The sequence below is a fragment of the Sulfitobacter sp. 1A13353 genome, from assembly GCF_043557255.1.
GTDB lineage: Bacteria > Pseudomonadota > Alphaproteobacteria > Rhodobacterales > Rhodobacteraceae > Sulfitobacter > Sulfitobacter faviae.
This window is the reverse complement of record NZ_JBIFFS010000002.1, coordinates 677,324-694,522: the sequence shown is the minus strand read 5'-3', so window position 1 is coordinate 694,522 and position 17,199 is coordinate 677,324. Positions and strand designations below refer to the sequence as shown.

The following is a 17,199-nucleotide window of genomic DNA, read 5'->3' as shown; positions in this document are numbered from 1 at the left end:
CGTGGCGGATTTGTTCGGAGACACGGAAGAGGCGGAAGAGGGCGGCCACCGCCCCTTGGCCGACCGGTTGCGGCCGAAATCGCTTGGCGAGGTGATCGGGCAGGAAAAGGTGCTCGGCCCCGATGCGCCGCTGTCGGTGATGCTGGCCGCCGGGGCGCTGTCCTCGCTGATCTTCTGGGGGCCGCCCGGTGTAGGCAAGACCACGATCGCGCGGCTGCTGGCGGATGAGACCGATCTGCATTTCGTGCAGATCAGCGCGATCTTCTCGGGCGTGCCGGAACTGCGCAAGGTGTTCGACGCGGCCAAGATGCGCCGCCGTCAGGGGCAGGGAACGCTGCTCTTCGTTGACGAGATCCACCGTTTCAACAAGGCACAGCAGGACGGCTTCCTGCCGCATATGGAGGATGGCACCATCCTTCTGGTCGGCGCCACCACGGAGAACCCGAGTTTCGAACTCAACGCCGCTGTGCTCAGCCGCGCGCAGGTTCTGGTGCTGGAGCGCCTGCCCCATGGCGATCTGGAACGCTTGGCGCAGCGGGCCGAACGCGAGCTGGGCAAGCCCCTGCCCCTGCAACCCGAGGCGCGCGAGGCGCTGCTGGAAATGGCCGATGGCGACGGGCGGGCGCTGCTCAATTTGATCGAGCAGGTGACCGCGTGGAAAGACGACGCACCGCTCGACAAGGCGGGCCTGTCGAAACGCCTCATGCGCCGCGCGGCGCAATACGACAAGTCGGGGGATTCGCATTACAACCTCATCTCGGCCCTACACAAATCCATGCGCGGCTCGGACCCGGACGCGGCGCTCTACTGGTTGGGGCGGATGCTGGAGGGCGGCGAGGACCCGCGCTACCTGATGCGGCGCATTACTCGGATGGCGGTGGAGGATGTCGGCCTCGCCGATCCGCAGGCGCAGGCCTTCTGCCTGCAGGCATGGGAGACCTACGAGCGTCTCGGCAGCCCGGAGGGGGAGCTCGCCATCGCGGAGGCGCTGACCTACATTTGCCTCGCGCCGAAATCCAACGCTGTCTACAAAGCCTACAAGGGCGCGCGGCGTCTGGCGCGCAGCACCGGGTCGGAGCCGCCGCCGAAACATATTCTGAACGCGCCCACCAAGCTGATGAAAGAACAGGGCTACGGTTCGGGCTATGCCTATGACCATGACGCCGAGGATGGGTTCTCAGGCCAAAACTACTTCCCCGACGCGATGGAACGCCCCAGCCTTTACGAACCGGTCGAACGCGGTTTCGAGCGGGAGTTGAAAAAGCGGCAGGATTACTTTGCGGGGCTGCGCGCCAAGCGGAAAACTTGACTCCGGGCCGCGCAGGCGCGATGGGGTGTCGATGATGAAAACACTGATCATGGTGGCGCTCGGCGGCGCTCTGGGGGCCTGTCTGCGCTACCTTGTCGGTCTGGCCGTGGGCTTTCCGCTGGGCACGCTTGCCGTCAACGTCGCGGGCTCGCTCGCCATCGGGGTGGTCTGGGTCACGTTCGCGGACAAGGCGCTGCTGCTGCCCTTCCTGATGACCGGGCTTCTGGGCGGCTTCACCACCTTCTCGGCGTTTTCACTCGACACGTTGCGCCTGCTTGAGGCAGGCCGCGCCGCTGTCGCATTTTCATATGTGGGGGCCTCGGTGATCTTGTCGCTGGCCGCCTGTTTGCTGGGCCTCTGGTTGGCCCGTGAGGTATTGGCATGAGCCGCGTACAGACAGTGACCGTCGCCGAGGGCGATGGCGACCAGCGGCTTGACCGCTGGTTCAAGCGGATGTTTCCGCAGATCAATCAGGGCCTCATCGAGAAGATGTGCCGCAAGGGCGAGATCCGCGTCGATGGGGGCCGGGTCAAGGCCAACACGCGGCTCGAGGCGGGCCAGCAGGTGCGCGTGCCGCCGCTGCCCGATGCCGCGCCGCCCCCGCCGCCCAAGCGGACACGCATCACCGAGGCCGACGCCAAAATGATCCGCGACTGCGTGATCTACCGCGACGACCACGTCATCGCGCTGAACAAGCCCGCCGGGCTGGCGGTGCAGGGCGGCTCGGGCCAGGCCGACCGCCATGTCGACGCGCTGTCCGAAGCGCTGATCTTCGACGCCGAGGAAAAGCCGCGCCTCGTGCACCGGCTCGACCGCGATACCTCGGGCGTGCTGCTCTTGGCGCGCACCCGTGCGGCGGCCAAATCGCTGACGGCGGCGATGCGGCACCGCGAAACCCGCAAGATTTATTGGGCCATCGTCGCGGGCGTGCCCACGCCCTATCTGGGGGAGATCAAATACGGTCTGGTCAAGGCCGGCGGCCATGGCCGCAAGGGCGAGGGCGAAAAGATGATTGCCGTGCACCCGCGCGACATGGACGACACGCCGGGCGCGAAACGCGCGCATACGCTTTATGCAACGCTCTTCCGCGTCGGCTCGCGCGCGTCTTGGGTGGCGATGGAGCCGGTCACGGGCCGCACCCACCAGCTGCGGGCGCATATGGCCGAGATTGGGCATCCGATCGTTGGCGACGGCAAATACGGCGGTTCGGGGCAGGAGAACCTCGGCGACGGCTGGGGCGCGCAACTGGGCGGGATCATCTCGAAGAAGCTACATCTGCACGCGCGGATGATGCGTTTCGAACATCCGCACACGCGCAAGGTGGTGACGATCACCGCTGAACTGCCCGACCATATGGCGCATAGCTGGGACACCTTCGGCTGGACCGAGGATCTCGCCGAAGAAGACCCTTTCGAGTCGCTGCAATGAGCAAACCGCTCCGTTTGGTGATTTTTGACGTCGACGGCACGCTGGTCGACAGCCAAGGCGATATCGTCGCGGCGATGACGGCGGCCTTTGCGGCTGTGGAGGCACCCGCGCCAACGCGGGCCGAGATCCTGTCGATCGTCGGCCTGTCGCTGGATGTGGCGATGACGGTACTGGCCCCCAGGCGCCCGGCGGGAGATCACCTTGCGATGGTTGAAGCCTATAAGGCTGCTTATATGACCCTGCGGGCCGAGGCGGGGGTGGCGCAATCCTCGCCGCTTTACCCCGGCGCGTTGGAGACGTTGCGGCGTCTTCACGCAGAGCCGGAGATGCTGTTGGGCGTCGCCACGGGCAAGTCGAAACGCGGGCTGGACAAGCTGATCGCCGGTCACGGGCTGGAGGGGCTTTTCATCACGCAGCAGGTAGCGGATTTCCATCCCTCCAAGCCGCATCCGTCGATGATCCATCAGGCGATGGCCGATGCCGGGGTAGGGCCTGAGGCCACGGTGATGATCGGCGACACCTCTTTCGACATGGACATGGCCGCCGCTGCCGGGGTGACCGGGATCGGCGTCAAATGGGGCTATCACGGCCCGGAACGGCTGGCCGCCGCCGCGCATCTGGTCGAGGATTTCGCGGCGCTGCCCGCCCTGCTGGAACAAATCTGGAGCATTCCCGCATGAGTGACTGGAAAGCCAAACGCTTTTGGAAAGACGCCGCCGTGGTCACGGTCGAAGACGGTTTCACCGTCGAATTGGACGGCCGCCGGGTGAAGACCCCGGCCAAGCGCCTGCTGACCCTGCCGACCCGCGCCATGGCCGAGGCCGTGGCCGCCGAATGGCAGGCGCAGGAAAAGCAGATCGACCCGCGTACCATGCCGGTGACCAAGACCGCCAATGCCGCGATCGACAAGGTCGCGGTGCAAAAGGCCGAGGTCGTCGAGATGCTCGCGGCCTATGGCGACAGCGATCTTCTGTGCTACCGCGCCGACAGCCCCGAAGGTCTGGTCGCCCGGCAAGCGGCTGAGTGGGATCCGATGCTGGACTGGGCGGCGCAAACCCTTGGCGTGCGGTTGGAGACGCGGGAGGGCATCATGCATGAGCCGCAAGCGCCCGAAGCCCTGGCCCAATTGCACCGGCGGACGGCGGCGCTTGATCCCTTTGAACTGGCGGCTTTTCATGACCTTGTGAGCCTCACCGGCTCGCTGATCCTTGGCTTTGCCGCGCTCGAACAGGCCTTTGACCCCGAGGAAATTTGGGCCCTGTCGCGGCTGGATGAGACATGGCAGGCCGAGCAATGGGGCCGCGATGACGTGGCCGAGCAAGAGGCCGAAATCAAGCGGCAGGCATTTTTACATGCATGTGCAATAATAGTGCTTTGCAAAGCTGCTTAACTTGATAAAAGCTTTGCGACTCGATGTGAAAACCCGCCCTGATTTTGCCCATCGCGCCCTTGACCTTCAAACCTGAATCCGCCCACACTGCTTTTCATTGAGCAGGGGAAACCCTGCACAAGATCGCTTTCGGCGTCATCTGGCGTCGGATTAACCGCCAGTGAACGTGGCGGACTATCAGGAAGAGGTAAAAATGAAAAAAACCGTAATTTTTGGCGCGCTGACCGTTGCTGGCCTTGCGGCCGGCGCTGCTGGTGCCGCCACGCTTGATGACGTCAAGGCCCGTGGCAAGCTGAACTGTGGCGTGACCACAGGCCTTGCAGGCTTTGCCGCGCCGAACGCCAACGGCGAATGGGAAGGTTTCGACGTGGCCGTGTGCCGTGCCGTTGCCGCCGCCGTTCTGGGCGACAAGAACGCCGTGGAATTCGTGCCGACAACCGGCAAAACCCGCTTCACCGCGCTGGCCTCGGGCGAGATCGACTTCCTCGCACGGAACACCACATGGACCTTCAGCCGTGACACCGACCTGAAGTTCGACTTCATCGGCGTGAACTACTACGACGGTCAGGGCTTCATGGTCCCCAAAGCGCTTGGCGTTTCCTCGGCCAAGGATCTGGACGGCGCGACCGTCTGCATCCAGACCGGCACCACAACCGAGCTGAACCTCGCGGACTTCTTCCGCAAGAACAACATCAGCTACGAGCCGGTCCCCGTTGAAACCAACGCCGAAGGCCAGCAGCAGTACCTTGCCGGTGCCTGCGACACCTACACCACCGACGCATCGGGCCTTGCTGCGACACGCGCGACCTTCGAAAACCCCGATGAGCACGTGCTGCTGCCCGAGATCATCTCGAAAGAGCCGCTGGGCCCGCTGGTCCGTCACGGCGACAACGACTGGGGCGACATCACCCGCTGGGTGCTGAACGCGCTGATCGCTGCCGAAGAACTGGGCATCACCTCGGCCAATATCGAAGAGATGACCGGCAACACCAACAACCCCGAAGTTGCCCGCCTTTTGGGCACCGAGGGCACATTGGGTGAGATGATCGGCCTCGACGCCGACTGGGCCAAGCGCGCCATCATGGCCGAAGGCAACTACGGTGAGATCTTTGCCAAGAACATCGGCGAAGAGACACCCATCGGTCTGGCACGCGGGCTGAACGCCCAGTGGACAGATGGTGGCCTGCTCTACGCACCGCCCTTCCGCTAAATCGCGAAGCGAGGGGCGCAGGAATTCCTGCGCCCCTTGCGCCTCTGGCCGGTGGGGCTGCCTGCCTCTGGCCAGCAAAAGCTCCCTACTGACAAGAAGAACGGTCAAAAAAACGACTGACGAAACCCCAACGAGACAATAAAAACCCACGATCGAGATAAATCGATCTACGACCAAAAATGATTCGGCCAAGGTGCGCCAAATGCACCGATAAAAAACAAGCCGGAACACAGGGATACATACATGACGACATTCTCCGACCCTCCCAAGGCGTCGTTCCGGCCATCTATGCTGTTGAGCGACACCCGCTATCGGTCGATCACCTTTCAGGTGATCGCGCTGGCGCTGCTGGTCACGGCGATCTGGTATCTGGGATCGAACCTAGCCGCGAACCTGCGCGCCGCCGGTTTGAACATCTCTTTCCAGTTCCTCGGCAATCCGGCGGGCTATGACATCAACCAGACGCTGATCCCCTATACCAGCCAATCGTCGAACCTTCAGGCGGCTTGGGTCGGGATCATCAACACGCTTCTGGTGTCCTTCCTTGCCTGCGTCACGGCCACGATCTTTGGCGTGATCGCCGGGGTTCTGCGCCTGTCGAACAACTGGCTCGTGCGCAAGCTGATGGCCGGCTACGTCGAGATTTTCCGCAACATCCCGGTGCTGATCTGGATCCTGATCATCTACACCATCATGACCGCCGCCATGCCCGCGCCTTCGGCCTTCCGCGGTGACGATCCGGCCTCGACCATGATGCTGGGCTCTTTCGCCTTCACCAACCGGGGCGTCTATATTCCCGGGCCGGTCTGGGGGCCGGGGTCGATGATCGTGGTGGCGACCTTTGTCGCCTCGGTGATCGGCGTCTTCGCCTACCGCCGCTATGCGACCAAGCTGCTTTATGACACCGGTCGCCTGCTGCCGATGCTTTGGCCTTCGGTCGCGATCCTGTTGCTGCCGACGATCATCATGTTCTTCATCATGGGCATGCCGATCGGGCTGGATTACCCCGCGCTGAAGGGCTTCAACTTCCGCGGCGGCATCCAGATCGGCGCGCCGCTGATCGCGCTGTGGTTCGCCTTGTCGATCTACACCGGTGCCTTTATCGCCGAGAACGTCCGCGCCGGCATTCAAGCGGTCAGCAAGGGCCAGTCCGAAGCCGCTGCTGCCTTGGGCCTGCGGTCGGGCCGGATCATGAACCTTGTGGTGCTGCCGCAGGCGCTGCGGGTGATCATCCCGCCGCTCATTTCGAACTACCTGAACATCACCAAGAACTCCTCGCTGGCGATCCTCGTGGGCTATGCCGACATCACCGCGACGCTGGGCGGGATCACCCTGAACCAGACCGGGCGGGCGATCGAATGCGTGGTTCTTCTGATGCTCTTCTACCTCGTCATCTCGCTGGGCATCTCCATGGTGATGAACGTCTACAACAACGCAACGAAGCTGAAGGAGCGTTAAGCCATGTCAGACACACATGCTGAATCCATCGCCTTCGTGCGTGAAACCTCGCTGCCGCCTGTGGCCCCGCCGGATAAGGTCGGCGGCCCACTGAAATGGGTGAAGGACAACCTTTTCCCGACATGGGCGAATGCGATCCTGACGATTGTGGCACTCTATTTCCTCTATCTTCTGGTCTCCGGCTCTCTGCCGTGGCTGTTGAACGGCGTCTGGTCGGCGAGCAGCCTGTCGGAATGTCGTGAGATTTTGGACGGCGCGACCGGGGCCTGTTTCTCGGTGCTGAGCGAGCGCTGGCATCAACTGCTCTTCGGCTTCAAATATCCCAGCGACCAATACTGGCGTCCCACCCTCGCGCTGGTGCTGCTGTTCCTTGCCGCGGCCCCCGTGCTCTTCATTGACCTGCCGCGCAAGCTGCTGCTTTTCACCGGCGTTTACCCGTTCCTTGCCTTCTGGCTGATCTGGGGCGGGCCGATCTGGGGGCCGATCTTCGCGCTCTTGGGCGTCGTGGCGGGCTATGTCGTCTATAGCCGTCTGGTGCAGAAGAGCTTTGCCATGGCGCTGGCGGGCGGCGTCGTCGCTGCGGTGATTGTCTGGTATATCGGCGGCTTTATTGGCGAGGCGCTGCGCCCCGCATCGCCCCTGCTGCAATCGATCCCGAGCCGTGACCTTGGTGGCTTCATGCTCAACATGATGCTGGGCATTACCTGTGTGTCGCTGTCGCTGCCCATCGGCATCGCGCTGGCGCTTGGCCGCCAGTCGCACCTGCCGATCGTCAAGGGCATCTGCGTGGTCTTCATCGAGTTCGTCCGCGGCGTGCCGCTGATCACGCTGCTCTTCGTGGCGAACGTGATGCTGGCCTATTTCTTCCCGCCGGGTTCGGGCGTCGACCTCTTCATCCGCGTTGTGATCATGATCACCATGTTCTCCTCGGCCTATATCGCCGAGGTGATCCGGGGCGGTCTCGCCGCGTTGCCGAAGGGTCAGTATGAAGCCGCCGACAGCCTTGGCCTCGATTACCCGCAGGCGATGCGGCTGATCATCCTGCCGCAGGCGCTGAAGATCTCGATTCCGGGCATCGTCAACATCGCGGTCGGCCTGTTCAAGGACACCACGCTGGTCTCGGTGATCTCGCTGTTCGACATCATCGGCATGATCCGCGGTCCGATCCTCGCCTCGACCGATTGGAACGGCGTCTACTGGGAGCTTTTCCTCTTTGCTTCCGTGCTGTTCTTCATCGTCTGCTACGGCATTTCTCAATACTCGCAGTGGCTGGAACGCCGTCTTGCGACTGACCATCGTTAAGGGAGGGTTCTCGCATGGCTGAGACCGCACAAATGAAAGTATCCGACGAAGTCGCGATCCGCATCGACAACATGAACAAGTGGTACGGGGCCTTCCACGTGCTGCGCGACATCAATCTAACCGTGCATCGGGGCGAGCGGATCGTGATCTGCGGGCCATCGGGCTCGGGCAAGTCGACGCTGATCCGCTGCATCAACGCGCTGGAAGAGCATCAGAAGGGCACCATTGAGGTCGACGGCACGCTGCTAAGCTCGGACCTCAAGAACATCGACAAGATCCGCTCAGAGGTCGGCATGTGCTTCCAGCACTTCAACCTCTTCCCGCATCTGACGATCCTTGAGAACTGCACGCTGGCGCCGATCTGGGTCCGCAAGACACCCAAGAAGGAAGCCGAAGAAACGGCGATGCATTTCCTTGAAAAGGTGAAGATCCCCGATCAGGCGAACAAGTATCCCGGCCAGTTGTCGGGCGGTCAGCAGCAGCGTGTGGCGATTGCCCGTTCGCTCTGCATGCGCCCGCGGGTCATGCTGTTCGATGAGCCGACATCGGCCCTCGACCCCGAGATGATCAAGGAGGTGCTCGACACGATGATCGAGCTTGCCGAAGAGGGCATGACCATGCTCTGCGTGACCCATGAGATGGGCTTTGCCCGTCAGGTGGCGAACCGCGTGATATTCATGGACGAAGGCCAGATTGTTGAGCAGAACGAGCCGGAGGCTTTCTTCAACAACCCGCAAAGCCCGCGCACGCAGCTGTTCCTGAGCCAGATTCTCGGGCACTGAACCGGGAAAATCGGACCAAGGTAAAACCTGCGCCCCGGCCATTTGGTCGGGGCGTTTGCGTTTCAAAACAGTTGTTTGGGGACGGTGAAGGCGTGCAGCAGGCCGCTGCTGGGGGCCACCTCGGCCCAGCATTCAACCGCGAAATCCATCACCGTCGTCGCGCCGGAGGGGTAGCGATCAAAGGCTTCCTGTTCGGGCGGCTGCTGCAACAGCCCTGCGGCGGCAGCGGCGATGCCGGGGTTATGCGCAACCAGCAGCAGGGTGTTGCCCGTGCCGCGCTGGCGCAGGCTGGTGATGATCTGATCAGGCTCGGCGAGGTAGAGTTCGCGCAGGTACTCCACCTGACAACCCTCAGGCAGCGCCAAGCGGGCGCAGGTTTCGCGGGTGCGGGCCGCCGTTGAGCAGAGCACCGCATCAGGCAGCAGCGCCTCTGCGCGCAGCCAATTGCGAAGGGCTTGGGCCGCCCCGCGCCCGCGGGCGTTCAGGGGGCGGTCGTGGTCGCCGGTCCCATGGGACCAGTCCGATTTCGCGTGTCGCATCAGGATCAGGCGGCGCATGTCGTTCCTTTCACTGCTCGACCCATCATAGGCGCGAAGCAGGGGCAGGGGGCAAGCGCTTTGGGCCTAGCCCTTGCGAATGATGCTGCCCGCGCCGTGTTCGGTGAAAAGCTCCAACAGGCAGGCATTGGGCGCGCGCCCGTCGAGGATGACCGCCGCCCGCACACCGCCTTCGAGCGCGTCCAGCGCGGTTTGCACTTTGGGAATCATCCCGCCCGCAATAGTGCCATCGGCGATCATCTCGTTGATCTGGCTCGCTGTGAGGTCGGTCACAACCTCTCCGTTGCCGTCCTTGACGCCCGCCACATCCGTCAACAACAGCAAGCGGTCGGCCTCCAGCGCGCCCGCGATGGCGCCAGCGGCGGTGTCGCCGTTGATGTTATAGGTCTCCCCCCCGTGGCCCATGCCGAGCGGCGCGATGACGGGAATGATGCCCTTGTCGGCAAAGTCCCGCAGGATGCGCGGGTTGACCTGTGTCGGGTTGCCCACGAGGCCTAGAGCGGGGTCTTCGGGGTCGCAAACGATCAACCCGCTGTCTTTGCCCGAAACACCAACCGCGCGGCCACCTTGCTCCGAGATCGCCTGCACGATCCGCGCGTTGACAAGGCCCGAAAGCACCATCTCGACCACTTCCATGGTCGCGGCATCGGTCACCCGTTTGCCGTTCACGAATTCGGATTTGATGTTCAACCGCGCCAGCATGTCGTTGATCATCGGGCCGCCGCCATGGACGATCACCGGGTTCACCCCCACCTGCCGCATCAGCGCGACATCGCGGGCAAATTCGTCCATCGCTTCGTCGCTGCCCATCGCATGGCCGCCCAGTTTGATGACCACGGTGGCATCGGCGTAGCGTTGCAAAAAGGGCAGAGCTTGGCTGAGGGTTTGGGCGGTGGCGATCCAGTCGCGGTTCATGTCTTGCGTTCTCATCTGTTGACCCATGGGAAGCCGATAGCGGCGGGAGGTGCTATACCAGCGTGGCGATGATGGCACGCAGCGTAGGGATGCCCCAGCCCTTTTCCGAAGATGTCACGACAATCTCCGGGTAGGCGGCGGGGTGTTTGCTCAGCGCGTCTTTCACCTGCGTTAGGATCTTCGCGCGTTCGGCTTCTTTGACCTTATCCGCCTTGGTCAGCACGACCTGAAAGGTGACGGCGGAACTGTCGAGCAAAGACATGATCTCATCATCGACCTTCTTGACCCCATGGCGCGCGTCGATCAGCACGAAGGCGCGGCGCAGGGTCTGGCGGCCCGAGAGGTATTGTTTCAGCAGACGCTGCCACTTCTCGACTACTGGCAGCGGCGCATTGGCATAGCCATAGCCCGGCAGGTCGACGAGGTAGTGCTCTTCCCCGGCGGTAAAAAAGTTAATCTCTTGCGTCCGGCCCGGCGTGTTCGACGCCCGCGCCAGCGCTTTCATCCCGGTCAGCGCGTTGATCAGCGTCGATTTCCCGACGTTGGAGCGCCCGGCAAAGCAGACCTCCATTCGGTCGGGGGGCGGCAGCCCGTCCATCGCCACCACGCCTTTGACGAATGTCGTCTCCCCGGCGAAAAGCATCCGGCCCTTCTCGGCGCTCGGCGCGTCGGGCTCTTCGGCGATGGTGTAGTTCACTTGCATCAGATCAGCTCCAGTTCGTCGCCTACGGCGATCTCTCCGCCCTTGGTGACGGTCAGGGTAACACCGAAATCCCGGTGACCCAATTGGTCGAGTGCGGCGAGCGTGTCCACGTCGCGCGCGCCGGTGTCGGTGTTGACGGTGGTGGCAAGGCAGCGGGTGATGCGTTTGGAGACATGCAGCCGTGCTTCGCCGATTTTCAGATCGCACCCCAGCCAGTCGAACTCGGCCCAAGGGGCCGCACCGTCAAACCAGATGTTGCCGCGCCAGCGGGCGGTTTGCAGCGGGGCAGCTGCCAATTCTTCGACGGCGCGATGGGAGGTGAGGCTGTTGAGCGAGAGCGTCGGCTCCGCGCTGTCGGTATAGCCGCGGCCATCAAGGCGGAGGATATCCACCGGGGCAGCGCGGCCTTCGGCCACCAGCGGGCGCACCCAGTCGAGGAAGGCAGCCTGTTCGCGATCCGCGTGAAAGGTGATTTCGCCGCGCGTCGGGTGGCGCAGAGTGAGCATCTCAGTGGTCTCATCCAGCTTGGCCGTGATCGCCTGCAACTGCGGCGAAGAGGCCCCCCGGGTGAAATTCAAACACCGCGCCCAGTCTCCCGGCGCGGCTTTGGAGGCGTCATGGGCCACGGCCCAGAGCCGGTCGTAGGGCATGGATTGCCCGGCGCGCAGGGTCACACGCTCAACCGTCTCGCGGCCATGGGCCTTGAGCGGATGCCGGTTGAGCGCGGTGACCTGCATCACTTTTTCGACTTGCCCGATTTGGGCTTGGCATCCGCATTGGCGGCAGCGCTCTTGGGCGTGCGTTTGAAGCCGCCTTTGATGTTGCCCCAAAGGTCAGGTTTGTACCCCTGGCTGCGCATGATCAGATATTGCTGGGTGAAAGTGATCGTGTTGTTGGCGATCCAGTACACCACCAAGCCGCTCGCGAAACCGCCCAGCATGAACATGAAGACCCAAGGCATCCACGCAAAGATCATCTGCTGTGTCGGGTCGGTGGGCGCCGGGTTCAGCTTTTGCTGCAAGAACATGGAGATACCCAAGAGCAGCGGCAGGATGCCGATGAAGATCAGCGCCAGCATCGAACCCGGCTCGGGCGCGGCATAGGGCAAGAGGCCCCAGAGGTTCATGATCGAGGTCGGATCGGGCGCGCTGAGGTCTTGGAACGGGCCAAAGAAGGGGGCGTGGCGCAGTTCGATCGTGACGAAAATCACCTTGTAGAGCGAGAAGAAGATCGGAATTTGCAACAGGATCGGCAGGCAGCCCGCAGCTGGGTTCACCTTGTTCTTCTTATAGAGCTCCATCATGCCCTGTTGCATCTTCTGACGGTCGTCGCCCGCTTCTTTCTTCAGCTTTTCCATCTCGGGCTGAAGTTCTTTCATCCGCGCCATGGAGACGTAGGATTTGTACGCCAGCGGGAAGAGGACCGCCTTGATCAGCAGCGTCAGGCCGATGATGGCGACACCCATGTTGCCGATAAGTTTGTTGAGCTCATGCAGCAGCCAGAAGATCGGCTTGGTCAGGAAGAAGAACCAGCCCCAGTCGATGCTGTCGATGAATTTGGCAACACCGGAGGATTGGTAATCCTGAAGGGTTTCCCATTCCTTGGCACCGGCGAAAAACTTGCTGGAGGTGCTGACGCTTTCGCCTGCCGCGACCGAGCGGGTGGGCTGGCGGGTGAAGGCGCGGTAGGTGTCCGCGCGCGGATCATAGGTGAGCGCCTGTTCAAAGGTTTCGCCCGCGTCGGGGATCAGCACCGCCTGCCAATAGTGATCGGTAAAGCCGACCCAGCCCTCGGTGACGCCTTCGGTGACCACGGCGGGGCGGCCCCAGGTGCTGTTCACATCGGCTTCGGCGATATCGTCCCAATCGACTTCGGAAAGTTCACCATTGGCCATGGCCACGGCGCCTTCATGCAGGATGAAGAAGCTTTTCAGGTCTTCGGGCAGCCCGTGCTGCGCGATCATGCCGAAGGGGGCGAGGTTCACCGCACCTTCGCCGTTGTTGGTCACGCTCTGGGTGATGTCGAACATATATTGGTCATCGACCGAGATGGTGCGGGTAAAGACCTGCCCGGCGCCATTGTCCCAAGTGAGGGTCACGGGGCTGTCGATGCCCAGCGTTTCGCCCTCGCTCAGGGTCCAAAGCGTGTCGACACCCGGCGCGGCATCGGGGGCGAGGCCCGAACCGGCGGCCCAACCGTGCAGCGCATAGTAAGCATCGCTCGACCCTTCGGGGGAGAGCAGCGTCACGATTTCGGCATCCGCGTCGAGCGTGGTTTGGTAATCGTTCAATTTCAGATCGTCGATCCGACCGCCCATGAGCGAGATGGAGCCGCTGACCTTGTCTGTCGCGATTGCCACGCGAGGCGCTGCTGCCAGTGCCGCGCGGCGGCCTTCGGGGGCGGCGCCTTCGCCATCTTCCGTGCCGGGCGCGGCCGCGGTATCGGCGGTGGAGGCGGGAACCGAAGTGCCTTCGACAGTCTCGCTGATCTCGGTACCGGGTTCCAATGCTGGGTCGGCTTCAGGGGGCGGGAACAGAAGGAACCACACGAGGATGACGGCAAAGCTGAGCGCCGTGGCAAGGATGAGATTCTTGTTCTGTTCGTCCATGGGGGCCGCCACCTGATGTCTTTGAATATCACGGGGGTTCAACAGAGTGCGGGGCCAAAGGTCAAGTGGAATCGGGCGGGATGAAGGGGGATGCAGGGTGGTTTTGGTCCATCTGGCATGGGTTTTGCGGAGTTTCGCCGGGGGCGGTTGCGGGGGAGCGGCGGCCCCGGCATTGAGCGAGGCGGGCACGAAGGGTGTGACCGTACTTCGGGGTGCAGGGTGTTCTCCTCTGCCTCAGACCCTTCGGCCGTCGCGACCACCGTCGCTTAATGCCCCGGGCCGGTGCTAAGCACAGAGCCCGCTAGGTGGCACGCCCATTCATGATGCGCGGCACGTCTTGCAGTTTCGCGTTGTGGCGGGCGATCCAATCGAGTGTTTGCTCAAAGGGCATGGGGCGGGCGATGCCGAATCCCTGCACATGGTCGCAGCCGAGTTGGGCGAGTAAGACATGCTCCCCCACCGTTTCCACACCTTCGGCGAGGGTCTCAATGCCCAGTCGTTCGGCCATGGTGAGAATGGCGCTGATCATGCGCTGCTGGTCGGGGTCGCGGTCGGCTTTCATGACGAAAGAGCGGTCAATCTTGATCCGGCTGACGGAAAAGCGGCGGATGGATGCGATGGAGGCATGGCCCGTGCCAAAGTCGTCAAGATCGATGCGACAACCGAGCTTGCGCAGAGCGTTGATATTGCGGGTGATCACATCGTCGGCAGTTGAGGCGACGACGGTTTCCAGTACTTCGATGGCGAGCCGGTCGGGGGACAGGTCGAACCGGTCCAACTCCCAAGTGATTTTGTCGATGAGCCGGGGGTTGGCAAGTTCACCCCCGGCGAAGTTCACCCCGATCTGCGGTACTATGGTGCCGGACCCGTCCCAGGCTTTGAGGGCCGCGAAAGAGTGGTACATCATGACTTCGGCCAAACGCTCCAACAGGCCTGCCTCTTCGACGGCGGGCAGGAAATCCGAAGGGGGGATCATGCCCTGTACCGGATGGTTCCAGCGCGCCAAGGCTTCAAAGCCGGTGATCTGGCCTGTGTCGGTTGAGATTTGCGGCTGGAACCATGGTTGAATTTGGCCGTTGTCCAAGGCCTGCGCGACCTCTGCGCGCAGTTCGGCGCGGCTTTCGGTTTCCCGGCGCATCTGGTCGGAAAAGGCGCGAATGGAGGAGGGGCCGCGGCGCTGCGCGCTGCGCAGGGCGGTGGCAGCGGCGGCAAGCCATGCGGCGGCATCCCCGCCCGGGGTGCGGGTGTTAAGGCAAAAGCCGACGGAGGCTGTGAGGTGGATCGTAACCCCATCGTCGAAAAACGGTTTTTCCAAAACGGATTGTAGCCGCCCGGCCAGTTGAATGCAGAGTTCAAGGTCAAGCTGCCGTACAGGGGCCGTGCAGACGGCGAACCGCGCCTCTCCCATTTTGCCGATGAGATCATCGTCGCGCAGGGCGCCCTGCAATCGTTCGCCGCTTTGCCGCACGAGCGTGTCGGCGGCGGTTTGACCGTGGCGTTCGATGATTTGGTCAAGCCCTTCGAGCGCAATGAAACATGTGGCCGACAAACGCCCCCGAGATTGGGCGGTTTGAAAAACTTGTTCGGCGAACTCCTCAAAAGCGCTGCGTTGTAGGATGCCGCCGAGCGCGTCTTGGGGTGCCTGAGAATTCCCGCCAAAGCGCTGCCCCGCAAGGAAAAGAAGCGGCAGCGCAGCGGAGGCGGCGATCAGAGCCATTTCGCCGCCGATCCAAAAGGCCAGCAACGTCAGCGCGGGGAGGAAGGCCAAAGCGGCCTGACCGCTGAGCAAAACGGCGAACGCCTGGCGCAGTTGCGTGAGCCCGGAAAGCCGGTGAATTGCCATCGCGATATCCCTTCCCAATACGCGCAATGCCTGCGCTGACGGGGGAGGGATATCGCCTTTAGGGTGTGCTGTGGGTTAACAGAACCCGCTTTTTTGCGGATTGTTATCTAAAATTGTTCTTGCTCCGTACCCTCAACGTTCCGCATGAGCCCGGCGAAGTCAAAAAGCTTGGGATCCAGCAGGTGCGAGGGGCGGGCGTTCATCAGCGCGCGGAACATGACTTGCCGACGACCGGGGCTATTGGCCTCCCACCCGTCGAGAATCGCCTTCACCTGCTGCCGCTGAAGCCCGTCCTGCGAGCCGCAAAGATCGCAGGGAATGATCGGGTAGTTCATCGCCGTGGCAAAACGCTCGCAATCGCTTTCCGCGACATGGGCGAGGGGGCGGTAGACAAAAAGATCGCCTTCCTCGTTAACCAATTTGGGCGGCATGGTCGCCAGTCGTCCGCCGTGGAAAAGATTCATGAAGAAGGTTTCGAGGATGTCATCCCGGTGGTGCCCCAGCACCACGGCAGAGCAGCCTTCCTCCCGCGCGATCCGGTAGAGATTGCCCCGACGCAGGCGGGAGCAAAGCGCGCAGAAGGTGCGCCCGGCGGGGACCTTGTCCATCACGATCGAATAGGTGTCTTGATATTCGATGCGATGCGGGACGCCCATCTTTTCAAGGAATTCCGGCAGCACGGTCGCCGGGAAATTCGGCTGCCCCTGATCGAGGTTGCAGGCCAAAAGCTCCACCGGCAGCAGGCCGCGCCATTGCAGTTCATGCAGAACTGCCAGCAGGGTATAGCTGTCTTTGCCGCCTGACAGGCAGACCAGCCATTTCGGCTTGGGCGCACCTTGGGCGGTCGGCTCCACCATGCCGTATTGATCAATCGCCTCGCGGGTCATGCGGACGATGCGTTTGCGCAGTTTCTTGAACTCGGTGCTTTGCGGTGCACCGGCAAAGAGGGGGTGAATCTCGTCGGTTTCGTCCAGCATCGTCGGGTCTCTCACTATCAGCTTGGCTTCACCTAGGGCATTTTGCCCCTTTGCCGCAAGCGCGGCGCTAATCGGGAACGTTGTCGATCCCGCTTTGCCCCCAAGGGTGGCAGCGCGCGATCCGGCGGGCGGCCAGCCATCCGCCCCGCAGCCCGCCGTGTTTTTGCAAGGCTTCCAGCGCATAGGCGCTGCAGGTGGGCTGATAGCGGCAGTTATGCCCGACCCATGGGCTGAAGATCATCCGATAGCCGCGCACCGGCAGGGCAAGAAGCGCGGCCAAGGGGGTCATTTTCGGACCCCATGCAGAATATCCAGCGCGCGGGCCAGATCGGCGAGCAACTGGTCAAAGGGCAGGGCGGCTGTCGCTTCGCGCCGCCCGACAAAGACATAGTCCATGCCCGCGCGCCCCGCCTGCGGCAGGGTGAGCCGCGCGATCTCGCGCAGGCGGCGTTTGGCGCGGTTGCGGGCCACGGCATTGCCGACCTTCTTGGAACAGGTGAAACCCACGCGAATGGGCGCCGCGCTGGGCTCATCCTCCCGGCGGGGTCGCATTTGCAGAATGAAACCGGGGGTGGCCACGCGTTTGGCGCGGCTGGCACGTTGGAAATCCGCCCGTTTGGTCAGGGTCTCCAGACGCAGAGAAACCGCCGGGGCAGGGTTCCCCTTCGTGGCGCAAGTGCCATTCAAGGGTGCCTCCGGCGGTGTCATATTCTGGTT

At 62.8% G+C, this 17,199-nt stretch carries 18 protein-coding genes; 9 read left to right on the top strand and 9 right to left on the bottom strand.

Translation table 11 applies throughout. The annotated features are described in order from the left end of the window. Position 1: 1 nt before the first annotated feature. From ACGYLO_RS07110 to ACGYLO_RS07070, 9 genes are all read left to right on the top strand, one after another. Positions 2-1,309 (top strand): replication-associated recombination protein A, encoded by a 1,308-nt coding sequence (locus tag ACGYLO_RS07110; RefSeq protein WP_394376370.1) that lies wholly within the window; start codon positions 2-4, stop codon positions 1,307-1,309. A gap of 31 nt (positions 1,310-1,340) precedes the next feature. Continuing rightward, entirely contained in the window at positions 1,341-1,694 is a 354-nt protein-coding gene (locus ACGYLO_RS07105) for a CrcB family protein (protein WP_271688293.1), read from the top strand. Then, positions 1,691-2,737: an RluA family pseudouridine synthase gene (locus ACGYLO_RS07100; RefSeq protein WP_271688292.1), complete on the top strand. Its 1,047-nt coding sequence runs from the start codon at positions 1,691-1,693 to the stop codon at positions 2,735-2,737. The genes ACGYLO_RS07105 and ACGYLO_RS07100 overlap by 4 nt, the downstream gene beginning before the upstream one ends. Further along, the gene (locus ACGYLO_RS07095; RefSeq protein ID WP_271688291.1) at positions 2,734-3,417 is read left to right on the top strand and encodes an HAD-IA family hydrolase; all 684 of its coding nucleotides are present in this window, start codon (positions 2,734-2,736) and stop codon (positions 3,415-3,417) included. The genes ACGYLO_RS07100 and ACGYLO_RS07095 overlap by 4 nt, the downstream gene beginning before the upstream one ends. After that, positions 3,414-4,127, top strand: a complete 714-nt coding sequence (locus tag ACGYLO_RS07090; RefSeq protein WP_271688290.1) for an ATP12 family chaperone protein — start codon at positions 3,414-3,416, stop codon at positions 4,125-4,127. The genes ACGYLO_RS07095 and ACGYLO_RS07090 overlap by 4 nt, the downstream gene beginning before the upstream one ends. A gap of 193 nt (positions 4,128-4,320) precedes the next feature. Continuing rightward, positions 4,321-5,337, top strand: a complete 1,017-nt coding sequence (locus ACGYLO_RS07085; RefSeq protein ID WP_209218372.1) for an amino acid ABC transporter substrate-binding protein — start codon at positions 4,321-4,323, stop codon at positions 5,335-5,337. A gap of 243 nt (positions 5,338-5,580) precedes the next feature. Further along, positions 5,581-6,795 (top strand): amino acid ABC transporter permease, encoded by a 1,215-nt coding sequence (locus ACGYLO_RS07080; protein ID WP_067263100.1) that lies wholly within the window; start codon positions 5,581-5,583, stop codon positions 6,793-6,795. A 3-nt stretch (positions 6,796-6,798) separates the two neighbouring features. Further along, positions 6,799-8,097: an amino acid ABC transporter permease gene (locus tag ACGYLO_RS07075; protein WP_271688289.1), complete on the top strand. Its 1,299-nt coding sequence runs from the start codon at positions 6,799-6,801 to the stop codon at positions 8,095-8,097. 14 nt (positions 8,098-8,111) lie between these two features. Next, on the top strand, positions 8,112-8,879 hold the full coding sequence (locus ACGYLO_RS07070; RefSeq protein ID WP_067263096.1) for an amino acid ABC transporter ATP-binding protein: 768 nt from the start codon (positions 8,112-8,114) through the stop codon (positions 8,877-8,879). Positions 8,880-8,941: 62 nt separating this feature from the next. Here the strand turns inward: ACGYLO_RS07070 and ACGYLO_RS07065 are convergent, their stop codons facing one another. The 9 genes from ACGYLO_RS07065 to rnpA form a co-directional block, all read right to left on the bottom strand. Further along, positions 8,942-9,436 carry a histidine phosphatase family protein gene (locus ACGYLO_RS07065; RefSeq protein ID WP_271688288.1) on the bottom strand — a complete coding sequence of 165 codons (495 nt, stop codon included), beginning with the start codon at positions 9,434-9,436 and terminating at the stop codon, positions 8,942-8,944. Positions 9,437-9,502: 66 nt separating this feature from the next. Then, positions 9,503-10,366, bottom strand: a complete 864-nt coding sequence (gene argB, locus ACGYLO_RS07060) for an acetylglutamate kinase (protein WP_209218368.1) — start codon at positions 10,364-10,366, stop codon at positions 9,503-9,505. A 37-nt stretch (positions 10,367-10,403) separates the two neighbouring features. Continuing rightward, positions 10,404-11,054, bottom strand: coding sequence for a ribosome biogenesis GTP-binding protein YihA/YsxC (gene yihA / locus ACGYLO_RS07055; protein ID WP_271688287.1), 651 nt, complete (start codon positions 11,052-11,054; stop codon positions 10,404-10,406). After that, positions 11,054-11,791 (bottom strand): MOSC domain-containing protein, encoded by a 738-nt coding sequence (locus tag ACGYLO_RS07050; protein ID WP_271688286.1) that lies wholly within the window; start codon positions 11,789-11,791, stop codon positions 11,054-11,056. Before ACGYLO_RS07050 ends, yihA begins: the two co-directional genes overlap by 1 nt. Next, positions 11,791-13,662 (bottom strand): membrane protein insertase YidC, encoded by a 1,872-nt coding sequence (gene yidC / locus ACGYLO_RS07045; protein WP_271688285.1) that lies wholly within the window; start codon positions 13,660-13,662, stop codon positions 11,791-11,793. The genes ACGYLO_RS07050 and yidC overlap by 1 nt, the downstream gene beginning before the upstream one ends. Positions 13,663-13,963: 301 nt before the next feature. Then, a complete protein-coding gene (locus ACGYLO_RS07040) occupies positions 13,964-15,505 on the bottom strand; it encodes a bifunctional diguanylate cyclase/phosphodiesterase (RefSeq protein WP_271688284.1) in 1,542 nt (513 codons plus the stop codon). A 107-nt stretch (positions 15,506-15,612) separates the two neighbouring features. Further along, complete coding sequence (gene ttcA / locus ACGYLO_RS07035) at positions 15,613-16,482, bottom strand: tRNA 2-thiocytidine(32) synthetase TtcA (protein WP_067267458.1); 870 nt, start codon at positions 16,480-16,482, stop codon at positions 15,613-15,615. A gap of 67 nt (positions 16,483-16,549) precedes the next feature. Further along, positions 16,550-16,771, bottom strand: coding sequence for a membrane protein insertion efficiency factor YidD (yidD, locus tag ACGYLO_RS07030; protein WP_271688283.1), 222 nt, complete (start codon positions 16,769-16,771; stop codon positions 16,550-16,552). Beyond that, complete coding sequence (gene rnpA / locus ACGYLO_RS07025) at positions 16,768-17,190, bottom strand: ribonuclease P protein component (protein ID WP_271688282.1); 423 nt, start codon at positions 17,188-17,190, stop codon at positions 16,768-16,770. Before rnpA ends, yidD begins: the two co-directional genes overlap by 4 nt. Between the last annotated feature and the right edge of the window lie 9 nt (positions 17,191-17,199).